A 16,027-nucleotide genomic window follows, 5' to 3' on the forward strand; every position below is an offset into this window, starting at 1 on the left:
AGTCTGCCTCGCGCGGTCGGGCGAGGAAACACTGGGAGCGAACCACGGAAGGGAGATGACGCCAGGTGTCATCCACTGCTCTGATCGTCGGCGCGTCCCGCGGGCTCGGTCACGCGATCGCCGCCGAGTTGGCCGACCGCGGCTGGAACGTGATCGGCACGGTCCGGGATCCGTCGAAGCACACGGCGCTGCACGACCTCGGCGGGCGGGTCACCGTCGAGCAGCTCGACATCAACGAGCCGGCGCAGATCGCCGCGCTGCACGACCGGCTACCCGACCTGGACCTGCTGTTCGTGAACGCCGGAACGGCGGTCGACGAGCAGACGCCGATCGGCGAGGTCAGCACCGAGGACTTCATCGGGGTGATGGTGACGAACGCGCTCAGCCCGATGCGGGTCATCGAGGGGCTGGACGATCTCGTCGCGCCCGACGGCCTGATCGGCGCGATGTCGTCCGGGCAGGGCAGCATCACGAACAACACGAAAGGTCTGCGCGAGTTGTATCGGGGCAGCAAGGCCGCGCTGAACATGTTCCTGCGCAGCTACGCGGCCCGGCAGCCGAAGCGCGCGCTGCTGCTGATGGCGCCGGGGTGGATCCGCACCGCGCTCGGCGGCCCGGACGCCCCGTTCACGATCGAGGAGAACGTCCCCAGGATCGTCGACGTCCTCCTCGCCAAGCGAGGAACCCCGGGCCTCGAGTACCTGGACTTCCGCGGCACGACCGTGCCCTGGTGAGGCGCTAGCTGTACTCGGCCGTGAGGTTGGTGTCCCGCCACCGCGCCGAAGGCGACGCCGGCCTGCACGACCGGTCCTCCCGGCCGCACTCCAGCCCGACCCGGACCCACCACAAACCGAAGCCCGCGCGATCGCGGCACGGGAATCAAGCCGCCCTACCTGCGTGAACTCGATCCTGTCACCGGCTGGCGGATTCGGACCGGCGCGCCGTGGCGGGACCTGCCCGAACGTTACGGACCCTGGACCGCCTACGGACTGTTCCGGGGCTGGCAGCGCGACGGGACGTGGGCGCAGATCGTGTTCGATCTGCAGTCCCAGGCGCAGGCGCGGGGATTGATCACCTGGGATGTGTCGGTGGACTCGACCGTCGTCCGGGCCCACCAGCACGCCGCAGGGGCGCGTAAAAGGGGAACGAACAGAAAAAACCGCCTGGAGGGTGCACCGCAGAGCCCAACGACCACGGACTGGGACGGTCACGCGGCGGGCTGAGCACCAAAATTTACCTCGCGGCCGAGGCCGGACAACGCCCGCTAGCGTTGCTGATCACCGCTGGGCAAGCTGGCGACGCCCCGCAGTTCCAGCCGTCCTCGACGCCATCCGCGTCACCGGCCGGGCCGGCAGACCACGAAACCGACCGGCGCGGGTCCTGGCCGACAAAGCCTACGGATCCCGCGCCAACCGCAGACACCTGCGCCGACGCGGGATCCGCGCCACCATCCCCGAACCAGCCGACCGGATCAGCCACCGCAAACGCCGCGGCCGCCACGGAGGGCGATCACCGGCGTTCGATCCCGAAACGTACAAGCAGCGCCACGCCGTGGAATGCGGGATCAACCGCCTCAAGCGTTACCGCGGCGTGGCCACTCGCTACGACAAACTCGCCGTCCGCTACCTGACCACCCTGCTGATCGCCGCGATCAACGAATGGCTGCGCTGAACAGCAAATCAAACAGGCGCTAGCCGTGCTCGTCGTCGCGCCAGGCGCTATTTCAGCACCCGGTCGAGGAACGCGGTGGTCGGGGTGAGTTGGGTGCGCATGAACGCCGGATCCTCGTGCCGGGCGCCCGGCAGAACCGTGAGCGTCACGCTCGCACCCACCTTCGTGAGCGCACTCGCCAGCCGCTGAGACTGCCACACCGGGACGACGCAATCCACGCTGCCGTTGGCGATCGAGAACGCCGGGTAGGTCCGGCCGGGCTCGACGTACGTGAAGGGGGTCTCGGGCCGGTCGTGGCGGCCAGGAATGCTCGAGAAGTCGGTCGGGCCGAACCAGTCGACGACGGCCCGCACCCCGGCCGAGACGCCGGCGTTCCCGAGCGACGGCGCGTTGTACACGCTACGAACCCCGCCGGTGAGGCCGACCATGATCGCCGAGTATCCCCCCGGCCGAGTCGCCCCAGACCCCGAAGCGGCCCGGGTCCAGGTGATAGCGCGCCGCGTTCGAACGCAGGAAACGCACCGCGGCCTTGGCGTCCCGCACCGCGGTCACCGGGTCGTGGTCGAGCCGGTAGTTGATCGCCGCCACCGCGTAGCCCGCGGAGTTGAGCGCGGAGACGTCCGGCGACTGGACCTGGACGACGCCGTTGCAGGTGGCGGGCTTGCGCGGCTCGACCGAGGGGTCGTAGCGGAGGTTGAGGCCGCTCTTGTCGCCGGTGCGCCAGCCGCCGCCGTGGATCCAGACGACCAGCGGCGCGGCGCGGCCGCCGGCCGGTAAGTAGCGCACGCGGCCAGCGCCAACACCGCCGTGGACGCGACCAGACGCCCCGAGGCCCGCATGCCGTCCATTGTCGACCCGAGAGCCCCGGGAGGTCAGGCCCTCCGCAACCGGAGCACCCCAGTGCGCATCGGAAGCGTGAACTCCCCCGGCATCGCGCTCAGAAAGGACCGGATCCGGGCCAGCGTGGCTTCGCGCTCCGAAGCCGGCATCACCACCACCCCCGCCCGCGTAGCCAACCCCGCCACCAACGACTCCGCCGTCCGCACCTGCCCGTGCGTGAACTCGGCCTGCTCGCCCTCGGAGAACCCCGGCGGCCGCAACCCGACCGTCGACGCCCGCCAGCTACTGAGCAGATCCCGGGCCCCGACCGCCGCCGGCCCCCCGACTCGCGCCAGCGAAGCCACCCACCCGACCCGGTCGTCGTACACGTTCCACAACCCGGCCAGCACCCCACCGGGCGCGAGCACCCGCGCGATCTCCGGCCCGGCGACCGCCAGGTCGAACCAGTGCATCGAGTGCCCGGCCAGCACCGCGTCCACCGACCCGTCCGGCAGCGGTATCCGCTCCGCGCTCCCGGCCAGCGTCCGCACGCCCGGCAGCCGCAGTTCGGCCAGCATCGCCGGATCCGGCTCGACCGCGACGACCTCGGCGCCCACCGACGCCAGCACCGTGGTCAACTTCCCGGTGCCGGCGCCGAGGTCGAGCACCCGCCGGCCGGGCGCCGGCGCCAACGCCCACCGCACCGCGTCCCGCGCGTAGTCCGGCCGGTGCTCGGCGTACGCGGCCGCCACGGTCCCGAACGAGGAACTGAGACGTTGATCCACGTCGGACATCGTATTGGCGCCGCCGAATTCATCGAGCTGCACGACAACCACCCCCGCCCCGCTCCCTCCAGTGTGTGGATGTGACCGGAGAGAAACCGATCCCCCTTTCAGCCGATTCCGCCGGGAATCAACGGAAGGACCGCGCCACGTCCTCCAGCCGCGCCCGGTACCCGGCCCACCACTCCCGATCGACGTCCGGCAGGTTGTCGCCCTCGCTCCGCATCCCGACCGAGCCGTCGATCAGCTCGCGGACGATGTCCGCGTGACCGGCGTGCCGATGCAGGTCCGCGATGACGTGCACCAGGATCTGGTGCAGCGACACGTCCGGACGGTTCCACCAGGGCACCCGCCCGGCCGCGTCCAGGTCGAGCGCCGCGATCGTCGCGTCCGCGTGCGCCCACACCCGCCGGTACAGCCCGACGATCGACACCGGCGACTCGTCGGCCGTCGCCCACAGGTCGGCGTTGGGCTCGGCGTCGTCGTCGAACCACGGCATCGGCTCCGGGAACGGCCGGTCGAACGTCTCGCCGAAGTAGCCCGCCTCCACCCCGGCGGCGTGCTTCACCAACCCCAGAAGGTTGGTGCCGGTCGGCACCAGCGGCCGCCGGAGGTCGTACTCGGACAGCCCGTCGAGCTTCCCGACCAGCGCATCGCGCGCCTCCTGCAGGTACCGCTGCAAATCGGCCTTCGGGTCATAGGGCGTCATCCCGACGAGCATGCCAGCATCAATCCATGCCGGATCCGATCTTCGACCACCCCCGGCTGGTCGCCGTCTACGACGCGCTCGAAGGCGACCGTCCCGACCTCGACGTGTACGAGGCACTCGTCGCCGAGCTCGGCGCGGACAAGATCCTCGACGTCGGCTGCGGCACCGGCGTGTTCGCCACCCGCCTGGCCGCCGCGGGCAAGAACGTGACCGGCATGGACCCGGCCCCGGGCTCGATCAACTACGCCCGCAACCGCCCGGGCGGCCAGCACGTCAACTGGATCCGCGGCGAGATCCGGGACGTCCCCAGCAGCGGCTACGACCTGGCCACGATGACCGGCAACGTCGCCCAGGCGATCATCGACCCGAACAAGTGGGACAAGACCCTGGCCGGCGTCCGCCGGTTACTGCGCCCCGGCGGCCACCTCGTGTTCGAGACCCGCGACCCGGGCATGCGCGCCTGGGACCTCTGGATCCCCGAGCTCACCGACCGGACGGTCGAGGTCGAGGGCATCGGCCCGGTCCGCACCTGGACCGAGGTCGTCGACTACGCCCGCCCGCTGCTCACGTTCCGCACGTCGTGGGTCTTCCCCGACAGCGCGGTCCTGACGTCCCACTCCACGCTCCGCTTCCGCCCCCGCCACGAGATCGAGAGCGCCCTCCGGGCGCACGGCTACGCACTTCTCGACGTCCGGGACGCCCCGGATCGCCCCGGGCTCGAATGGGTGTTCATCGCTCAGAGACCCTGAATCGCGCGCAGGGCGACGTCCACCACCGCGTTGAGAGCCGCTCGGTCGGCACCGGCGGTCGCGTGGACCGCGTTGCCCTCACTGACCACCATCACGTAGCGCGCGAGCGCGACCGGGTCGGTTCCGGCCGGCAGATCGCCCTCGGCCACCGCGCGGCCGAGCCGCTCGGCGAGCGCGGCCTCGCCGGTGCGCCTGCTGGCGGCCAGGAACTCGGCCACGTGGCCGTCGTCGCTGCCGGTCGCGAGCCCGCCCTGGATCGAGAGGCACCCGGCCGGCCGGTCGGGACGGGTGAGCGCGTCGACGTTCGCGCGCCAGAACGTCTCGATCACCGCGTGCGCGGTCGGCTGCGCGAGCGCCTCGCGCGCGTAGGCCATGTCGATGTCGGCGTAGCGGGCCACGACCCGCCGGAACAGCTCGTCCTTGTTGCCGTAGGCGGCGTAGAGGCTCGGGCGGTTGATGCCCATCGCCTCGGTGAGGTCGGTGAGCGAGGTGCCCTCGTAGCCGTGCCGCCAGAACACCTCGACCGCCCGGTCGAGCGCGGCGTCCGCGTCGAATCCGCGCGGCCGGCCGCGCTCCCGCGTCTTCTGCGCCATCCGGACGCACCTCCCTCGACGTGATCCACTTCATCATACCGAGCGGTACAGAAATGCGCCGGGCCCTGCTACGGTTCCAATTACATACCGAGCGGTACAGAAAAGAGGGGTCATGAAACCGCAGCTGGGCCCGGTGGGGATCTGGGACATGCGCTTCCGCGGCAGGTCCGGGCCCGACGCCGTCGCCGAAGCGCTCGACGCCGGCTGGAACACGCTCTGGGTACCGGGCCTCGACGGCGGCGGCGCGCTGGACGACGTCCGGAAAGTGCTGGAAGCGGCGCCGGACAGCCAGGTGGTGACCGGCGTTCTCAACATCTGGGCGCAGAGCGCCCAGGAGCTCAGCGAGCTGGACGAACCTCGCCTGACCGTCGGGCTCGGGATCGGGAGCCCCGCGGGGGCGACCGCCCGCGGGCGGGACTACGGAAGCCCGATCGCGTCGATGTCGGCCTACCTCGACGAGGTCGCGATCCCGGCCGACCGGCTCCTGCTCGGGGCCCTCGGCCCGCGGATGGTCGACCTCGCGGTCCGGCGGACGGCCGGCTGGCATCCGTTCCTGGTGACGCCGGAATACGTCGCGGCCGAGCGGCAGCGCGTCGGCGAGGCGCCGTTCCTGGCTCCCCACCAGGCCGTAGTGCTCGACCAGGACCCGGACCGGGCCCGCGCGACGGCCCGCGCCGGGATCGGCGCGTTCATCGGCTTCCCGACCTACCGGGCCAACCTGCGTCGGCTCGGCTTCGACGACGACGACCTGGTGCCGGGCGGCAGCGACCGGCTGATCGACGCGCTGGTCGTCCACGGCACTACCGACGACGTGGTCCGGCGGGTCCGGGCGCACCACGACGCCGGGGCCGACCACGTGGCTCTCCACGTGCTGACGGCCCTGGACTCATCCCGCGGCATCGCCGCCGCCTTCAACTGAGGAGAAACGATCATGGGACAGCTCGACGGCAAGACCGCTCTCGTCACCGGCGCCACCGCGGGGATCGGCCTCGCGGCCGCCCGCCGGTTGGCCGACGAGGGCGCGCACGTGTACCTCACCGGACGCCGCCAGGACGCCCTCGACGCCGCGGTCGCGAGCATCGGCGTCACCGCGACCGGCATCCGCGCCGACGTCAGCAACCTCGACGACCTCGACCGGGTGGTCGCGACGATCGGCGACCGCGGGCTCGACGTGCTGTTCGCCAACGCCGGCGGGGGCGAGTTCGCCGCGCTCGAGGAGATCACCTGGGAGCACTACGCCGACACGTTCAACACCAACGTCGGCGGGACGATCTTCACCGTCCAGAAGGCGCTCCCGCTGTTCCGGCGGGGCGGTTCGATCATCCTGACCAGCTCGAACATCGACACCAAGGGCGCGGCCTCGTTCAGCGTCTACGCGGCCAGCAAGGCGGCGCTGCGGTCGTTCACCCGCAGCTGGGCGGCCGAGCTGGTCGGACGGGACATCCGGGTCAACAGCATCGCGCCCGGCCCGATCGCCACCCCGGGGCTGCGCGGGCTGGCGCCCGACCCGGAGGGCGCCGAGCAGCTGCTCAAGGGCCTGGCCTCGGGCGTGCCGATGAACCGGCTCGGCCGGCCGGAGGAGATCGCCGACGCGGTCGTGTTCCTGGCCTCCGGCGCGAGCACGTACATGACCGGCGCCGAGATCTACGTCGACGGTGGCGCCAGCCAGGTCTGACTCCGGATCACCGAGAGCAGCTGCAGCTTGTCGTAGCTCTCGCTGCCCGGGATCGCGGTGTAGACGAGCAGGTTGTGCGACTGGTCGGGGTCGACCAGGTGCTGGCAGGTCAGCTCGAGGTCACCGACCTCGGGGTGCACGAACCGCTTGGTCTCGTTGGGACGGATCCCGACTTCGTGCTGGTCCCAGACCCGGCGGAAGTCCTCGCTCTCGGCCAGCAGCAGGGCGACGTAGCGCGCGGCCCGGGAGTCCGGGCCGCGCAGCGTCGCGATCTGACGCAGGCCGGAGGCGAACATCCGGGAGAGGAACTCGTGCTCCTCGCGGGCATATCTGGCCCGGGTCTCGGGGTCGGTGAACCACCGGTAGCCGAGGCTGCGGGCCGGCCCGGTGTACCGGGTCGTGTCGCCGGTCAGCGCGACGCCGAGCGGCGTCTGGCGCAGCGTCTCGCCGAGCTCGGTGACGATCTCGGCCGGCGTGTCGGCCAGCCGGTCGAACACCCGCAGCAGGCCCGGGCTGATGTAGTCACCGGCCGGACCCCGGGCCGGCGGGGTGTGCCCGGCCAGCCGGAACAGGTGGTCACGCTCGTCCAGCGAGAGGTGGAGCCCCTGCGCGATCGACGCGATCATCTGTTCGGACGGGTGCGGCCCGCGTTCCCGCTCGAGCCGCGCGTAGTAGTCGGTCGACATGTGGCAGAGCGCCGCCGCCTCTTCCCGGCGCAGGCCGTTCGTCCGGCGGCGCTGCCCACGCGGAAGGCCGACGTCCTCGGGCTGCAGCGACTCGCGCCGACGCCGGAGGAACTCGGCGAGCCCGGTCCGATCGATCACGCTCTGTTTGTACCCGGTGCACGTTTTCCCAGCCACGGCCTGCCGATCCCCGGATAACCGGGCCGTAGATGCGTCTCCGGCGACGGCCGACTCTGGTCACAACGACTTGGAGGCAACACCATGGAGCTCACCGTCCCGAATCTGTCCGGTCAGCGGGCCGTCGTCACCGGCGGCAGCGACGGCGTCGGACTCGTCATCGCCCGGAGGCTCGCCGCGGCCGGGGCCGAGGTGATCCTGCCGGTGCGCAACCCCCGCAAGGGCGAGGCCGCCATCGACGCGATCCACCGGCGGACGCCGGACGCGGACGTGTCACTGCGCGCGCTCGACCTGTCGTCGCTGGAGAGCGTGGCCGCACTGGGCGACGCGCTGCGCGACGAGGGCCGGCCGATCCACCTGCTGATCAACAACGCCGGCGTGATGACGCCACCCGACCGGCAGACGACCGCCGACGGGTTCGAGCTCCAGTTCGGCACGAACCATCTCGGTCACTTCGCGCTGGTCGCCCACCTGCTGCCGCTGCTGCGCGCCGGACGCGCCCGGGTGACCTCGCAGATCAGCATCGCGGCGAACCAGGGCTCGATCAACTGGGACGACCTGAACTGGGAGCGCTCCTACCGCGGTGGCCGGGCGTACAGCCAGTCGAAGATCGCGTTCGGGCTGTTCGGCCTGGAGCTCGACCGGCGCAGCCGGGCCAACGGCTGGGGCATCACGAGCAACCTCTCACACCCCGGTGTCGCGCCGACGAATCTGCTCGCCGCCCGGCCCGAGGTCGGCCGCAGCCGGGACACCGCGGGACGGCGGATCATCCGCGTGCTGTCCTCGCGCGGAATCGTGCTCGGCACGGTCGAGTCGGCCGCGCTCCCGGCCGTGCTGGCTGCGACGACCACCGACACCGCTCCGTTCTTCGGGCCGAGCGGGCTCGGCCATCTCGGTGGCGCGCCGGCCGCCCAGAAGCTGTACTCGCGGTTGGAGAGTGCCGAGGAGGCTTCGCGGGTCTGGGAGGTCTCGGAGGAGCTGACCAAGGTCTCTTTCTGACGACATACGGAAAGGCCGGCCGCGTTACGCGGCCGGCCTTTCTCACCAACCCACCCGTTCGGGGGCGGTCTGTTGGGTCAGAGAGCGCGGGTGCGGCCTCCACGGCGACCGTAGAAGCCGGCGGTCAGCGCCACACCGACGGCGGCCAGAACGACCTGGAAGATCAGCTCGATCCAGTCGAAACCCTTGGTGTCCGCGACGCCGACGCCGCGAGCGATCGCGGTACCGAGCAGCGCGGCGACGATGCCGATGACGATCGTGAGCCAGATCGGAATGTTCTGCTTACCCGGGACGACCAGGCGTCCGAGAGCTCCGATGATGAGACCCACGACCAGCGCGGTGATGATGCCGGTGACGGTCACGGCACGTACCTTCCTTCGTCTTCCCGCCGCAGTGGCCCGCGGCGACCCGAACACTGAGTCCCCCGGAAGACGCGGTCACCAAACGAGGTGTGATCTAACAGAAAGTGCGTTTATCGCACGTAGGAAGTGAGTAGTCCTGCCAGCTTGACCGGTTGGCTCAGCGCCGGGGTGTGGCCACTGTCGAGCTCGTCGGGAACGACGCCCAGCCGCTCCCGGGCGACCCGGCGGAGGAAGCCCACCGGTAGCAGCCGATCGTCGCGTCCGATCACGACGTGGGTGGGGACGTCGGGCCAGGCGGCGAGGGGTGAGGGCTCGCTCATCCGGGCCTCCGACTGCGCGCGGCCGCGCTTCCACGCCTCCTCTCGGAGGGCCGGGGGCACGTCCTGGTAGAAGACGTCGTCGTAGCTCTCGCGGTCTTCGTCGGCGTACCGGGTGTTGGCCCAGAAGTCGGCCGGAGCTTCCCGGGGCGCCGGGATCATCGGCGCCACCAGGACGATCCGGCCGACCGAGGCCCGGTCGGCGACGAGCGGCGCGACGAACCCGCCGAGCGACTGGGCGACGATGACCGTGTCCCGGCGGTCGCCGATCGCCGCCGCCACCGCGTCCGCGTACTCCGGCAGCCCGGCGTCGTCGTCCTCGCACGGTAGGTCGGGCGCGACGGTCTCGTGGCCCGTCGCCCGCAGTTCGGCCTCGACGAGGTGCCAGTACCACCCGACGTCACCGGCGCCGTGAATCAATGCGAACATGCCTGCTGTTATCCCAGGGAACCGGCCACGTAGTCACCAGCCGGCTGCTGGATGATCACGTTCATCCGGTTGAACGCGTTGATCAGCGCGATGTTGGCGACCAGCGCGAGCAGTTCGTCCTCGGTGAAGTGCTTGGCGGCGTTCGCCCACACGTCGTCGGGAACCCCGCCGGCCGCGTCGGCGATGCGGGTGCCTTCCTCGGCGAGCTCGAGCGCAGCGCGCTCGGCCTCGGTGAACACCGTGGCCTCGCGCCACGCGGACACCAGCAGCAGACGCTGCACGGCCTCGCCCGCGGCCAGCGCTTCCTTGGTGTGCATGTCGGTGCAGAAGCCGCAGCCGTTGATCTGGCTCGCCCGCAGGCGGACCAGCTCCATCGTCGACTCCGGGACGGAGGACTCCTGCAGCACGCGCCCGGCCGACGCCAGGTGCTTGACGATCTTGCCGGTGAGCGGGCTGGCGAAGGCGTTGAGTCGGGCGTCCATGGCGAGCTCCTAGGATCTGTTTTCTCGGACGCTCACAGGACACCGCTGGGGCGCTGGACGTGACACCACTCGCGCAGGATCCGGGCGAGGTCTTCCGGCGCCTCCAGAGCGACGTAGTGCCCGACCCCGTCGAGCCGCACCGATCGGACGTCGGTGGCGACCTGCGCCATCGTCGCCTCGGTGAACGGTCCGCCGGCGCTGCCCACGGCCAGCACCGGCACGGTCAGCTCGGGCAGCGCCCGGAGCTCCGCGCCCTCCCGGAGCATCGACCGGTACAGGCCGATCGCTCCGCTCCAGCCGTCGGGCCGTGCGTAGCCGCGGGCGAACTCTTCGACGTCTTTCCCGGCACCGAGTTTCCCGGCACCGAGCAGGGTCGAGAGGAACGTCTGCTCGCGGCCGGGCAGCAGCATCTCCGGGACGCCGGGCGCGGCCAGCATCCCGATGTACCAGGCGCCGCCGTGGGTCACGTCGGCCAGGGCTTCGAGCCCGTAGCCGGCCAGGCCCATCTCGATCGCGGTGAGGCTCAGGACGTCGTCGGGGTGGTTCGCGGCCAGCCGGTACACGGTCGCGCCGCTGATGTCCTGGCCGGTCAGGTGCACCGGGCCGACGTCGAGATGGGCGATCAGACGGTGCAGGTCCTCGGCCGCGGAGGCCGAGTCGGTGGACCCAGCCGCCGACTCTCCGAAACCGGGCAGGTCGACGGCGAAGACGCGGTGGTCGGTGGCGAGCAGCGGGATCAGCTCGTGGAAGGCCCACCAGGACTCCGGAAACCCGTGGACCAGCAAGATCGGCGGACCCGCTTCGCCGGCCGAGACGTAGTGCAGCCCCTCGAAGTGGTGGTGAGTGATCATGGCGGTTCCCTTCGATCGACAACCTGGATGTCTAAATAATAGACACCCAGGTTGTCTTTCGTCGAGAGCTTAGGCTGTGACGCATGTCCCGCTCCGGTGCCGATCTCGCACTGCTCCTGCTCGGCGGGTTTCGGACGCTCGTGGACGCGGCGACGGCCGAGCTCGGCAAGCGCGGCTTCGACGACGTGCGGCCCGTGCACGACTTCGCGATGCGGGCGATCGCGGCCGGCGCCGACTCGGCGTCCGAGCTCGGTCGTCGGCTCTCGATCACCAAGCAGGCCGCGGCGAAGACGATCGCGGTCCTGGAGGAGCGGGGTTACGTCCGGACCGAGCCCGACCCCCGCGACGCCCGTCGCAAGCGCCTCGAGGTGACCGACCTGGGCCACCAAGTGATGAGCACCGGCGAGCAGATCTTCGACGAGCTCCGCGCCCAGTGGGCCGAGCAGATCGGCGCGGCCGAGCTGGCGACCCTGGAGGCGAACCTGGCCGCCCTGGTGGGCGCGGTCCCCGTCCGCTTCGACACCCCCGGCTGGATCGCCCGCTCCCTCTGACTCACCAGTCGACCTCGCACTCGGCCAGGCTGAAGATCGCGTGGGACGCCCGGAACGACGCCCGGATCTCACGCAACCCCGGGAACCGCCGGAGCAGCGCCGGATACGCGATCCGCAGCTCCGCCCGCGCCAACGGCGCCCCCAGACAGTGATGCACCCCGTACCCGAACGCCAGATGCCCGACCGTCCCCTGGCTGACGTCCAGCGCATCCGAGGCACCCGACCGGTTCGCCCCGGCCAGCGAACACAGCACCAGCTCCCCGGCCGGAATCGACACGTCCCCGATCGACACCTCGGTCACCGTCGTCCGGAACGTCCCGGCGTGCACGATCGACAGCCAGCGCAACAGCTCCTCCACCGCCGGCCCCACCGCCGCATCGTCGTCCCGCACCCGCGCGAGCTGCTCGGGGTTGCGCAGCAGCGCGAGCGTCCCCAGCCCGAGCATGTTCGCGGTCGTCTCGTGACCGGCGATCAGCAACAGCCCGGCGATGCCGGTCAGCTCGTCCGCCGACAGTTCGTCGCCGTGCTCCCGGATCAACGACCCGAGCAGCGCGTCGCCGGGCTTCCGCTGCTCCCGCGCCACGAGCGAGGCCATGTAGGCCCGCGACTCGTCGCTCACGCGACGACGCTCCTTCATCGGCCTTCCGACGTCCAGCAGGTCACGGGTGCGCGCTTGGAATTCGTCCCGATCGTCATAGGGGACGCCGAGCAGCTCGCAGATCACCAACGACGGGACCGGCAGGGCGAAGGCCGTCACCAGATCGGCCGGAGGGCCGGTGCGCTCCATCGCGTCGAGGTGCTCGTCGACGATCGCGCGGATCCGGGGCTCGAGCCGTTGCACGGCGCGGACCGTGAACTCCGGCGTCAGGAACCGGCGCAGCCGGGTGTGTTCCGGCGGGTCCCAGCTGAGCAGGTTGCCTGCGCGCAGGCGGTCGAGCTGCTCCTCGGTCAGGTCCTCGAATCCGGGGAAGTCGCCCAGCCGGCGGGCGGTGCTGAACCGGTCGGTGTCGGCCAGCACCGCCTTGACGTCGTCGCGCCGGGACACCAGCCAGGCGTCCGGGCCGAACGGCGTCCGAATCCGGGTCGCCCGGGGCAGGGCGAAGAGCTCGGGGACCGGATCGAAGCCGTCCCGTTCCATGTAAACCGGAAGCGTTGTCACAAACCAGGCATACTCCTTAGACCCTCGGGATCTCGTGATTGGCGCGGAAGACGCCGTACGGATCGACCCTCCGGCGGATCCGCAGCAGCGACTGCCACGCCCCGGGGTCGAAGCCCGTGGCCGGGTCGACCGCCTGCTGGGCGAAGTTCAGGTAGCTCCGGTTCGCGAACCACGGCGCCATCGCCTCGAGCGTGCGGTCGTGGTCGGCGATCGTCCGGGCACGCTCCGGCCCCGTCGCCACACCCCCGGCGAACAGCAGGAACTCGCCGTCCAGCCGGTTGAGCACCCCACCGCCGGGCGCCGGCCGCGACAACGCACCGCCCAGCTGACGCAGCTCGGCCGTCACCACCAGCGAGCTGTCGGACGTCACCGACAGCAGCTGATCGAGAGCCGCGGACGGCAGAGCGCCCAGCAGCGCCGATCGGAGCCCACCCGTGGAGGGCTGCTCGGAGTCGTTGTGCAACCGCGACAGCGACCGGGCCGGAACCCGCCGGAACGTGTCCCACTTCGGCCGCAACTCCCGCAGCGGCGCCATGATCGCCTCGGCCTCGGCGTCGCTCCCGAGCACCGCCCCGTCGACGACGACGAGCTTCCGGCCGCGCAGCAGGTCCGGGATCTCCGGCACCAGCGGGTACTGGACCTGCCGATAGATCGAGGTGACGGCGTCGGGCACCGACGCCGTCCACTCGACCCACCGCGGCAGCACCCGCTCGGCCTCGCGCAGGTCCCAGACCAGCACTCCGGCGTAGGCCGTCCGGATCGGCTCCGGCGTGAACTCCAACGCCGTGACCAGCCCGAAGTTCGCGCCACCACCGCCCCGCAGGGCCCAGAAGAGTTCCGGATCGTGGTTCGCGTCGATCCGGACGAGCTCCCCGTCGGCGGTGATCAGCTCGACGGCGGTCACCGAGTTCGCGGCCAGCCCCCTCGACCGGCCGTACCACCCGATGCCCCCGCCGAGCGTGTGACCGACGATCCCGCCGGTCGGTGCCGTCCCGTGCAGGACGGCCAGCCCGTACTCGCCGAGCATGTCGATCAGCGGCACCCAGATCGCCCCCGCGCCGACGCGCACCGTTCCGGCGCCGGGGTCGATCTGGTAGTCGCTGAGCCGATTCGTGCGGACGAGCACGGTGTCGCTGAGGTCGCCGAACGAGTAGGCGCCGTGGCCGGTGCCGATCGGCGCCACCCGCAGCCCGTCCGCGGCGGCCTGCCGGACGACGTCGATCGCCTCGTCCGGCGTGCGCGGGAAGGCCACGGCGGCCGGCCTCAGGTCGGCGGCCAGGGCCCAGGTTCTGCACGCCGTTTCGTACTCGGCGTCCACTGGACGGTAGATGTGCCGCTCAAGTCTGGTTGCATATTCAACAACTGTCACACCTGCGATGACGGGATATACGGCCGGAAGTTCACCAAGTTCGGCATGCGAACTTTGTTCGCATTGCGTCGGCCGGGGAAACCGCAGCATGCTGGGGCGATGCGGATTGTTGTCATCGGTGGAAGCGGTCACATCGGAACGTTCCTGGTCCCCCGGTTGGTACGGGCCGGCCACGAGGTCATCACGATCAGCCGCGGCACCCGCGGGCCGTACGTCTCGTCGCCCGAGTGGGAGAGCGTCCGGCTGGTCACGGCCGACCGGGAGCGGGACTCCACGTTCGACGACCGGGTCGTCGGTCTGGCTCCCGACGTCGTCGTGGACCTGGTCTGTTTCACGCTCGCGTCGGCATCGGCGCTGGTCGAGCGCCTCCGCGGCGAGGTCGGTCACCTGGTGCACTGCGGCTCGATCTGGCGGTACGGGGTTTCGCACCGGATCCCGATCACCGAGGAGACCGGCACCCCGCCGTTCGGCGAGTACGGCATCGAGAAGGACCGCATCGCGCGGATGCTGAAGGAGGAGACCGCCTCCGGCGGCCTGGTGACCACGTCACTGCATCCGGGCCACATCGTCGGTCCCGGTTGGGTGCCGATCAACCCGCTCGGGAACCTCGACCTCTCCGTCTGGCGGACGCTCGCCGCCGGCGAGCCGCTCCGAATCCCCGGCCTGGGCGCCGAGATGATGCACCACGTCCATGCGGACGACGTGGCGCAGGCTTTCGAAGTCGCTGTTTCGCATCGGTCCGAGGCCGCGGGCGAAGACTTCAACGCGGTGGCCCCCAGCGCGATCACGGTTCGCGGGTACGCGGAGGCGGCGGCGGCGTGGTTCGGGAAGCGGGCTGTGTTGGAGTCGGTGAGCTGGGCGGAATTCGAGGAGACGACGCCGAAGGAGCATGCCGAGACGAGTTGGGAGCATTTGGTGCGGAGCCAGTGCGCGTCGATCGAGAAGGCGCGCACGCGGTTGGGTTATGCGCCGCGTTATGAGCCGATGGAGGCGGTCGAGGAGTCGGTCCGCTGGCTCATCCTCCACGGAGAACTGACCCTCTGACCGCCCGCTCGCCTTGGCGCTGCCACCCCAGGCCGGCGCCGCGCCGAGCCCCACGGAGCCGCCGGTGGCGGCGGCCGCGAGGCAGGTGACGCCCCTGCGATGCGAATCGCGGCCCAACGCCGCAGGCGGCGGTGCATCTCCACCGCGACCTCCGGCGCACCCACCGGCACCGCGGCGCCACCCGCATCCCCACCCAGCCCGGCCGGGCCCATCCCGGCTGCGGCGTGGCCGGCCCAGCGCCCCCGGCTGGCCCGCCCCGGCTGGCCTGCCCCGGCTGGCCTGTCCCCGGCTGGCCCGCTCCCGGCCCAGCCGCCCCACGGCGGCGTGCGCGGCACGAGCCACCCCGGCACGGCAGCCCGCCCAGCACGGCCGCGCAGCCCGATCGCCGCAGCCCGTGAGCGATGCAAGCCTGACCGGTAGCCCTCGACACATCGCAGCGGCCCGGAGCGATTCGCTCCGGGCCGCTTGCGTTATCTACGTACTCAGCTGCAGTAGCTGTAGTCCCAGCAGTCGTTGTGGTGACGACGCTTGTGGTGACGACGACGCGGCCGGCAGTCGTAGTCGTACGAGTAGTTGTCGTTGCAGTAGTCGTACGAGTTGTCGTAG

The 16,027-nt window shown here is 71.2% G+C and carries 20 protein-coding genes and 1 pseudogene; 9 read left to right on the forward strand and 12 right to left on the reverse strand.

Annotated features, from left to right (window positions below):
• The first annotated feature begins 65 nt into the window (after positions 1 to 65).
• The 3 genes and pseudogenes from FL583_RS36520 to FL583_RS36530 all read left to right on the forward strand — a co-directional run.
• On the forward strand, positions 66 to 734 hold the full coding sequence (locus FL583_RS36520) for an SDR family NAD(P)-dependent oxidoreductase (protein WP_142709483.1): 669 nt from the start codon (positions 66 to 68) through the stop codon (positions 732 to 734).
• Between the two features lie 29 nt (positions 735 to 763).
• On the forward strand, positions 764 to 901 hold the full coding sequence (locus tag FL583_RS36525; RefSeq protein WP_420843231.1) for a leucine zipper domain-containing protein: 138 nt from the start codon (positions 764 to 766) through the stop codon (positions 899 to 901).
• Positions 897 to 1,671: pseudogene (locus FL583_RS36530) on the forward strand (IS5 family transposase); the annotation flags it as partial. The gene FL583_RS36525 and the pseudogene FL583_RS36530, both read left to right, overlap by 5 nt.
• A 47-nt stretch (positions 1,672 to 1,718) precedes the next feature.
• On the opposite strand, the gene FL583_RS36535 reads toward FL583_RS36530, so the two are convergent.
• The 4 genes from FL583_RS36535 to FL583_RS36550 all read right to left on the reverse strand — a co-directional run bounded on the left by FL583_RS36535 (position 1,719) and on the right by FL583_RS36550 (position 3,981).
• Positions 1,719 to 2,099, reverse strand: coding sequence for a prolyl oligopeptidase family serine peptidase (locus FL583_RS36535; protein ID WP_142709484.1), 381 nt, complete (start codon positions 2,097 to 2,099; stop codon positions 1,719 to 1,721).
• Positions 2,071 to 2,457, reverse strand: a complete 387-nt coding sequence (locus FL583_RS36540) for an alpha/beta hydrolase (RefSeq protein ID WP_170324060.1) — start codon at positions 2,455 to 2,457, stop codon at positions 2,071 to 2,073. Before FL583_RS36540 ends, FL583_RS36535 begins: the two co-directional genes overlap by 29 nt.
• Positions 2,458 to 2,543: 86 nt before the next feature.
• Positions 2,544 to 3,284 carry a class I SAM-dependent methyltransferase gene (locus FL583_RS36545; protein ID WP_142709504.1) on the reverse strand — a complete coding sequence of 247 codons (741 nt, stop codon included), beginning with the start codon at positions 3,282 to 3,284 and terminating at the stop codon, positions 2,544 to 2,546.
• A 118-nt stretch (positions 3,285 to 3,402) separates the two neighbouring features.
• Entirely contained in the window at positions 3,403 to 3,981 is a 579-nt protein-coding gene (locus tag FL583_RS36550) for a DinB family protein (RefSeq protein WP_142709486.1), read from the reverse strand.
• Positions 3,982 to 4,007: 26 nt separating this feature from the next.
• Between FL583_RS36550 and FL583_RS36555 the strand changes: the two genes are divergently transcribed.
• Positions 4,008 to 4,730 carry a class I SAM-dependent methyltransferase gene (locus tag FL583_RS36555; RefSeq protein ID WP_142709487.1) on the forward strand — a complete coding sequence of 241 codons (723 nt, stop codon included), beginning with the start codon at positions 4,008 to 4,010 and terminating at the stop codon, positions 4,728 to 4,730.
• Here the strand turns inward: FL583_RS36555 and FL583_RS36560 are convergent.
• Positions 4,718 to 5,323: a TetR/AcrR family transcriptional regulator gene (locus FL583_RS36560; RefSeq protein ID WP_142709488.1), complete on the reverse strand. Its 606-nt coding sequence runs from the start codon at positions 5,321 to 5,323 to the stop codon at positions 4,718 to 4,720. The genes FL583_RS36555 and FL583_RS36560 overlap by 13 nt on opposite strands.
• A gap of 112 nt (positions 5,324 to 5,435) precedes the next feature.
• Between FL583_RS36560 and FL583_RS36565 the strand changes: the two genes are divergently transcribed.
• Together FL583_RS36565 and FL583_RS36570 are read left to right on the forward strand one after the other, a co-directional pair.
• Positions 5,436 to 6,242, forward strand: a complete 807-nt coding sequence (locus FL583_RS36565; RefSeq protein WP_142709489.1) for a TIGR03620 family F420-dependent LLM class oxidoreductase — start codon at positions 5,436 to 5,438, stop codon at positions 6,240 to 6,242.
• Between the two features lie 12 nt (positions 6,243 to 6,254).
• Positions 6,255 to 6,998, forward strand: coding sequence for an SDR family NAD(P)-dependent oxidoreductase (locus FL583_RS36570; RefSeq protein ID WP_142709490.1), 744 nt, complete (start codon positions 6,255 to 6,257; stop codon positions 6,996 to 6,998).
• Here FL583_RS36570 and FL583_RS36575 read toward each other — a convergent pair.
• Positions 6,968 to 7,822: a helix-turn-helix transcriptional regulator gene (locus tag FL583_RS36575; protein WP_142709491.1), complete on the reverse strand. Its 855-nt coding sequence runs from the start codon at positions 7,820 to 7,822 to the stop codon at positions 6,968 to 6,970. The genes FL583_RS36570 and FL583_RS36575 overlap by 31 nt on opposite strands.
• Positions 7,823 to 7,942: 120 nt before the next feature.
• Here FL583_RS36575 and FL583_RS36580 point away from each other — a divergent pair, with 120 nt between their 5' ends.
• Positions 7,943 to 8,857, forward strand: a complete 915-nt coding sequence (locus FL583_RS36580) for an SDR family oxidoreductase (RefSeq protein ID WP_142709492.1) — start codon at positions 7,943 to 7,945, stop codon at positions 8,855 to 8,857.
• 77 nt (positions 8,858 to 8,934) lie between these two features.
• Here FL583_RS36580 and FL583_RS36585 read toward each other — a convergent pair whose 3' ends face one another.
• From FL583_RS36585 to FL583_RS36600, 4 genes are all read right to left on the reverse strand, one after another.
• Positions 8,935 to 9,219, reverse strand: coding sequence for a GlsB/YeaQ/YmgE family stress response membrane protein (locus FL583_RS36585; protein WP_142709493.1), 285 nt, complete (start codon positions 9,217 to 9,219; stop codon positions 8,935 to 8,937).
• A 110-nt stretch (positions 9,220 to 9,329) separates the two neighbouring features.
• Positions 9,330 to 9,965, reverse strand: coding sequence for an alpha/beta fold hydrolase (locus FL583_RS36590; protein ID WP_142709494.1), 636 nt, complete (start codon positions 9,963 to 9,965; stop codon positions 9,330 to 9,332).
• Between the two features lie 8 nt (positions 9,966 to 9,973).
• Positions 9,974 to 10,447 (reverse strand): carboxymuconolactone decarboxylase family protein, encoded by a 474-nt coding sequence (locus tag FL583_RS36595; RefSeq protein ID WP_142709495.1) that lies wholly within the window; start codon positions 10,445 to 10,447, stop codon positions 9,974 to 9,976.
• 32 nt (positions 10,448 to 10,479) lie between these two features.
• A complete protein-coding gene (locus FL583_RS36600) occupies positions 10,480 to 11,298 on the reverse strand; it encodes an alpha/beta fold hydrolase (RefSeq protein WP_142709496.1) in 819 nt (272 codons plus the stop codon).
• An 83-nt stretch (positions 11,299 to 11,381) separates the two neighbouring features.
• Here FL583_RS36600 and FL583_RS36605 point away from each other — a divergent pair, with 83 nt between their 5' ends.
• Complete coding sequence (locus tag FL583_RS36605; RefSeq protein ID WP_142709497.1) at positions 11,382 to 11,849, forward strand: MarR family winged helix-turn-helix transcriptional regulator; 468 nt, start codon at positions 11,382 to 11,384, stop codon at positions 11,847 to 11,849.
• A 1-nt stretch (position 11,850) separates the two neighbouring features.
• Here the strand turns inward: FL583_RS36605 and FL583_RS36610 are convergent, their stop codons facing one another.
• Both FL583_RS36610 and FL583_RS36615 read right to left on the reverse strand, forming a co-directional pair.
• Positions 11,851 to 12,987 carry a cytochrome P450 gene (locus tag FL583_RS36610; protein ID WP_142709505.1) on the reverse strand — a complete coding sequence of 379 codons (1,137 nt, stop codon included), beginning with the start codon at positions 12,985 to 12,987 and terminating at the stop codon, positions 11,851 to 11,853.
• Positions 12,988 to 13,024: 37 nt separating this feature from the next.
• Entirely contained in the window at positions 13,025 to 14,326 is a 1,302-nt protein-coding gene (locus FL583_RS36615) for an FAD-binding oxidoreductase (RefSeq protein WP_170324061.1), read from the reverse strand.
• A gap of 150 nt (positions 14,327 to 14,476) precedes the next feature.
• On the opposite strand from FL583_RS36615, the gene FL583_RS36620 reads away from it, so the two are divergent.
• The gene (locus FL583_RS36620; RefSeq protein ID WP_142709499.1) at positions 14,477 to 15,421 is read left to right on the forward strand and encodes an NAD-dependent epimerase/dehydratase family protein; all 945 of its coding nucleotides are present in this window, start codon (positions 14,477 to 14,479) and stop codon (positions 15,419 to 15,421) included.
• The last annotated feature ends 606 nt before the right edge of the window (positions 15,422 to 16,027 follow it).

Origin of the sequence: Cryptosporangium phraense, assembly GCF_006912135.1 — a bacterium.
GTDB classification, from domain to species: Bacteria; Actinomycetota; Actinomycetes; order Mycobacteriales; family Cryptosporangiaceae; genus Cryptosporangium; species Cryptosporangium phraense.

Bases quoted from the DNA above. Each gene is read 5' to 3' on its own strand.
- FL583_RS36535 (WP_142709484.1), bottom strand. From the start codon at position 2,099: ATGGTCGGCCTCACCGGCGGGGTTCGTAGCGTGTACAACGCGCCGTCG.
- FL583_RS36545 (WP_142709504.1), bottom strand. From the start codon at position 3,284: ATGTCCGACGTGGATCAACGTCTCAGTTCCTCGTTCGGGACCGTGGCG.
- FL583_RS36550 (WP_142709486.1), bottom strand. From the start codon at position 3,981: ATGACGCCCTATGACCCGAAGGCCGATTTGCAGCGGTACCTGCAGGAG.
- FL583_RS36555 (WP_142709487.1), top strand. From the start codon at position 4,008: ATGCCGGATCCGATCTTCGACCACCCCCGGCTGGTCGCCGTCTACGAC.
- FL583_RS36560 (WP_142709488.1), bottom strand. From the start codon at position 5,323: ATGGCGCAGAAGACGCGGGAGCGCGGCCGGCCGCGCGGATTCGACGCG.
- FL583_RS36565 (WP_142709489.1), top strand. From the start codon at position 5,436: ATGAAACCGCAGCTGGGCCCGGTGGGGATCTGGGACATGCGCTTCCGC.
- FL583_RS36570 (WP_142709490.1), top strand. From the start codon at position 6,255: ATGGGACAGCTCGACGGCAAGACCGCTCTCGTCACCGGCGCCACCGCG.
- FL583_RS36580 (WP_142709492.1), top strand. From the start codon at position 7,943: ATGGAGCTCACCGTCCCGAATCTGTCCGGTCAGCGGGCCGTCGTCACC.
- FL583_RS36590 (WP_142709494.1), bottom strand. From the start codon at position 9,965: ATGTTCGCATTGATTCACGGCGCCGGTGACGTCGGGTGGTACTGGCAC.
- FL583_RS36595 (WP_142709495.1), bottom strand. From the start codon at position 10,447: ATGGACGCCCGACTCAACGCCTTCGCCAGCCCGCTCACCGGCAAGATC.
- FL583_RS36600 (WP_142709496.1), bottom strand. From the start codon at position 11,298: ATGATCACTCACCACCACTTCGAGGGGCTGCACTACGTCTCGGCCGGC.
- FL583_RS36605 (WP_142709497.1), top strand. From the start codon at position 11,382: ATGTCCCGCTCCGGTGCCGATCTCGCACTGCTCCTGCTCGGCGGGTTT.
- FL583_RS36610 (WP_142709505.1), bottom strand. From the start codon at position 12,987: ATGGAACGGGACGGCTTCGATCCGGTCCCCGAGCTCTTCGCCCTGCCC.
- FL583_RS36620 (WP_142709499.1), top strand. From the start codon at position 14,477: ATGCGGATTGTTGTCATCGGTGGAAGCGGTCACATCGGAACGTTCCTG.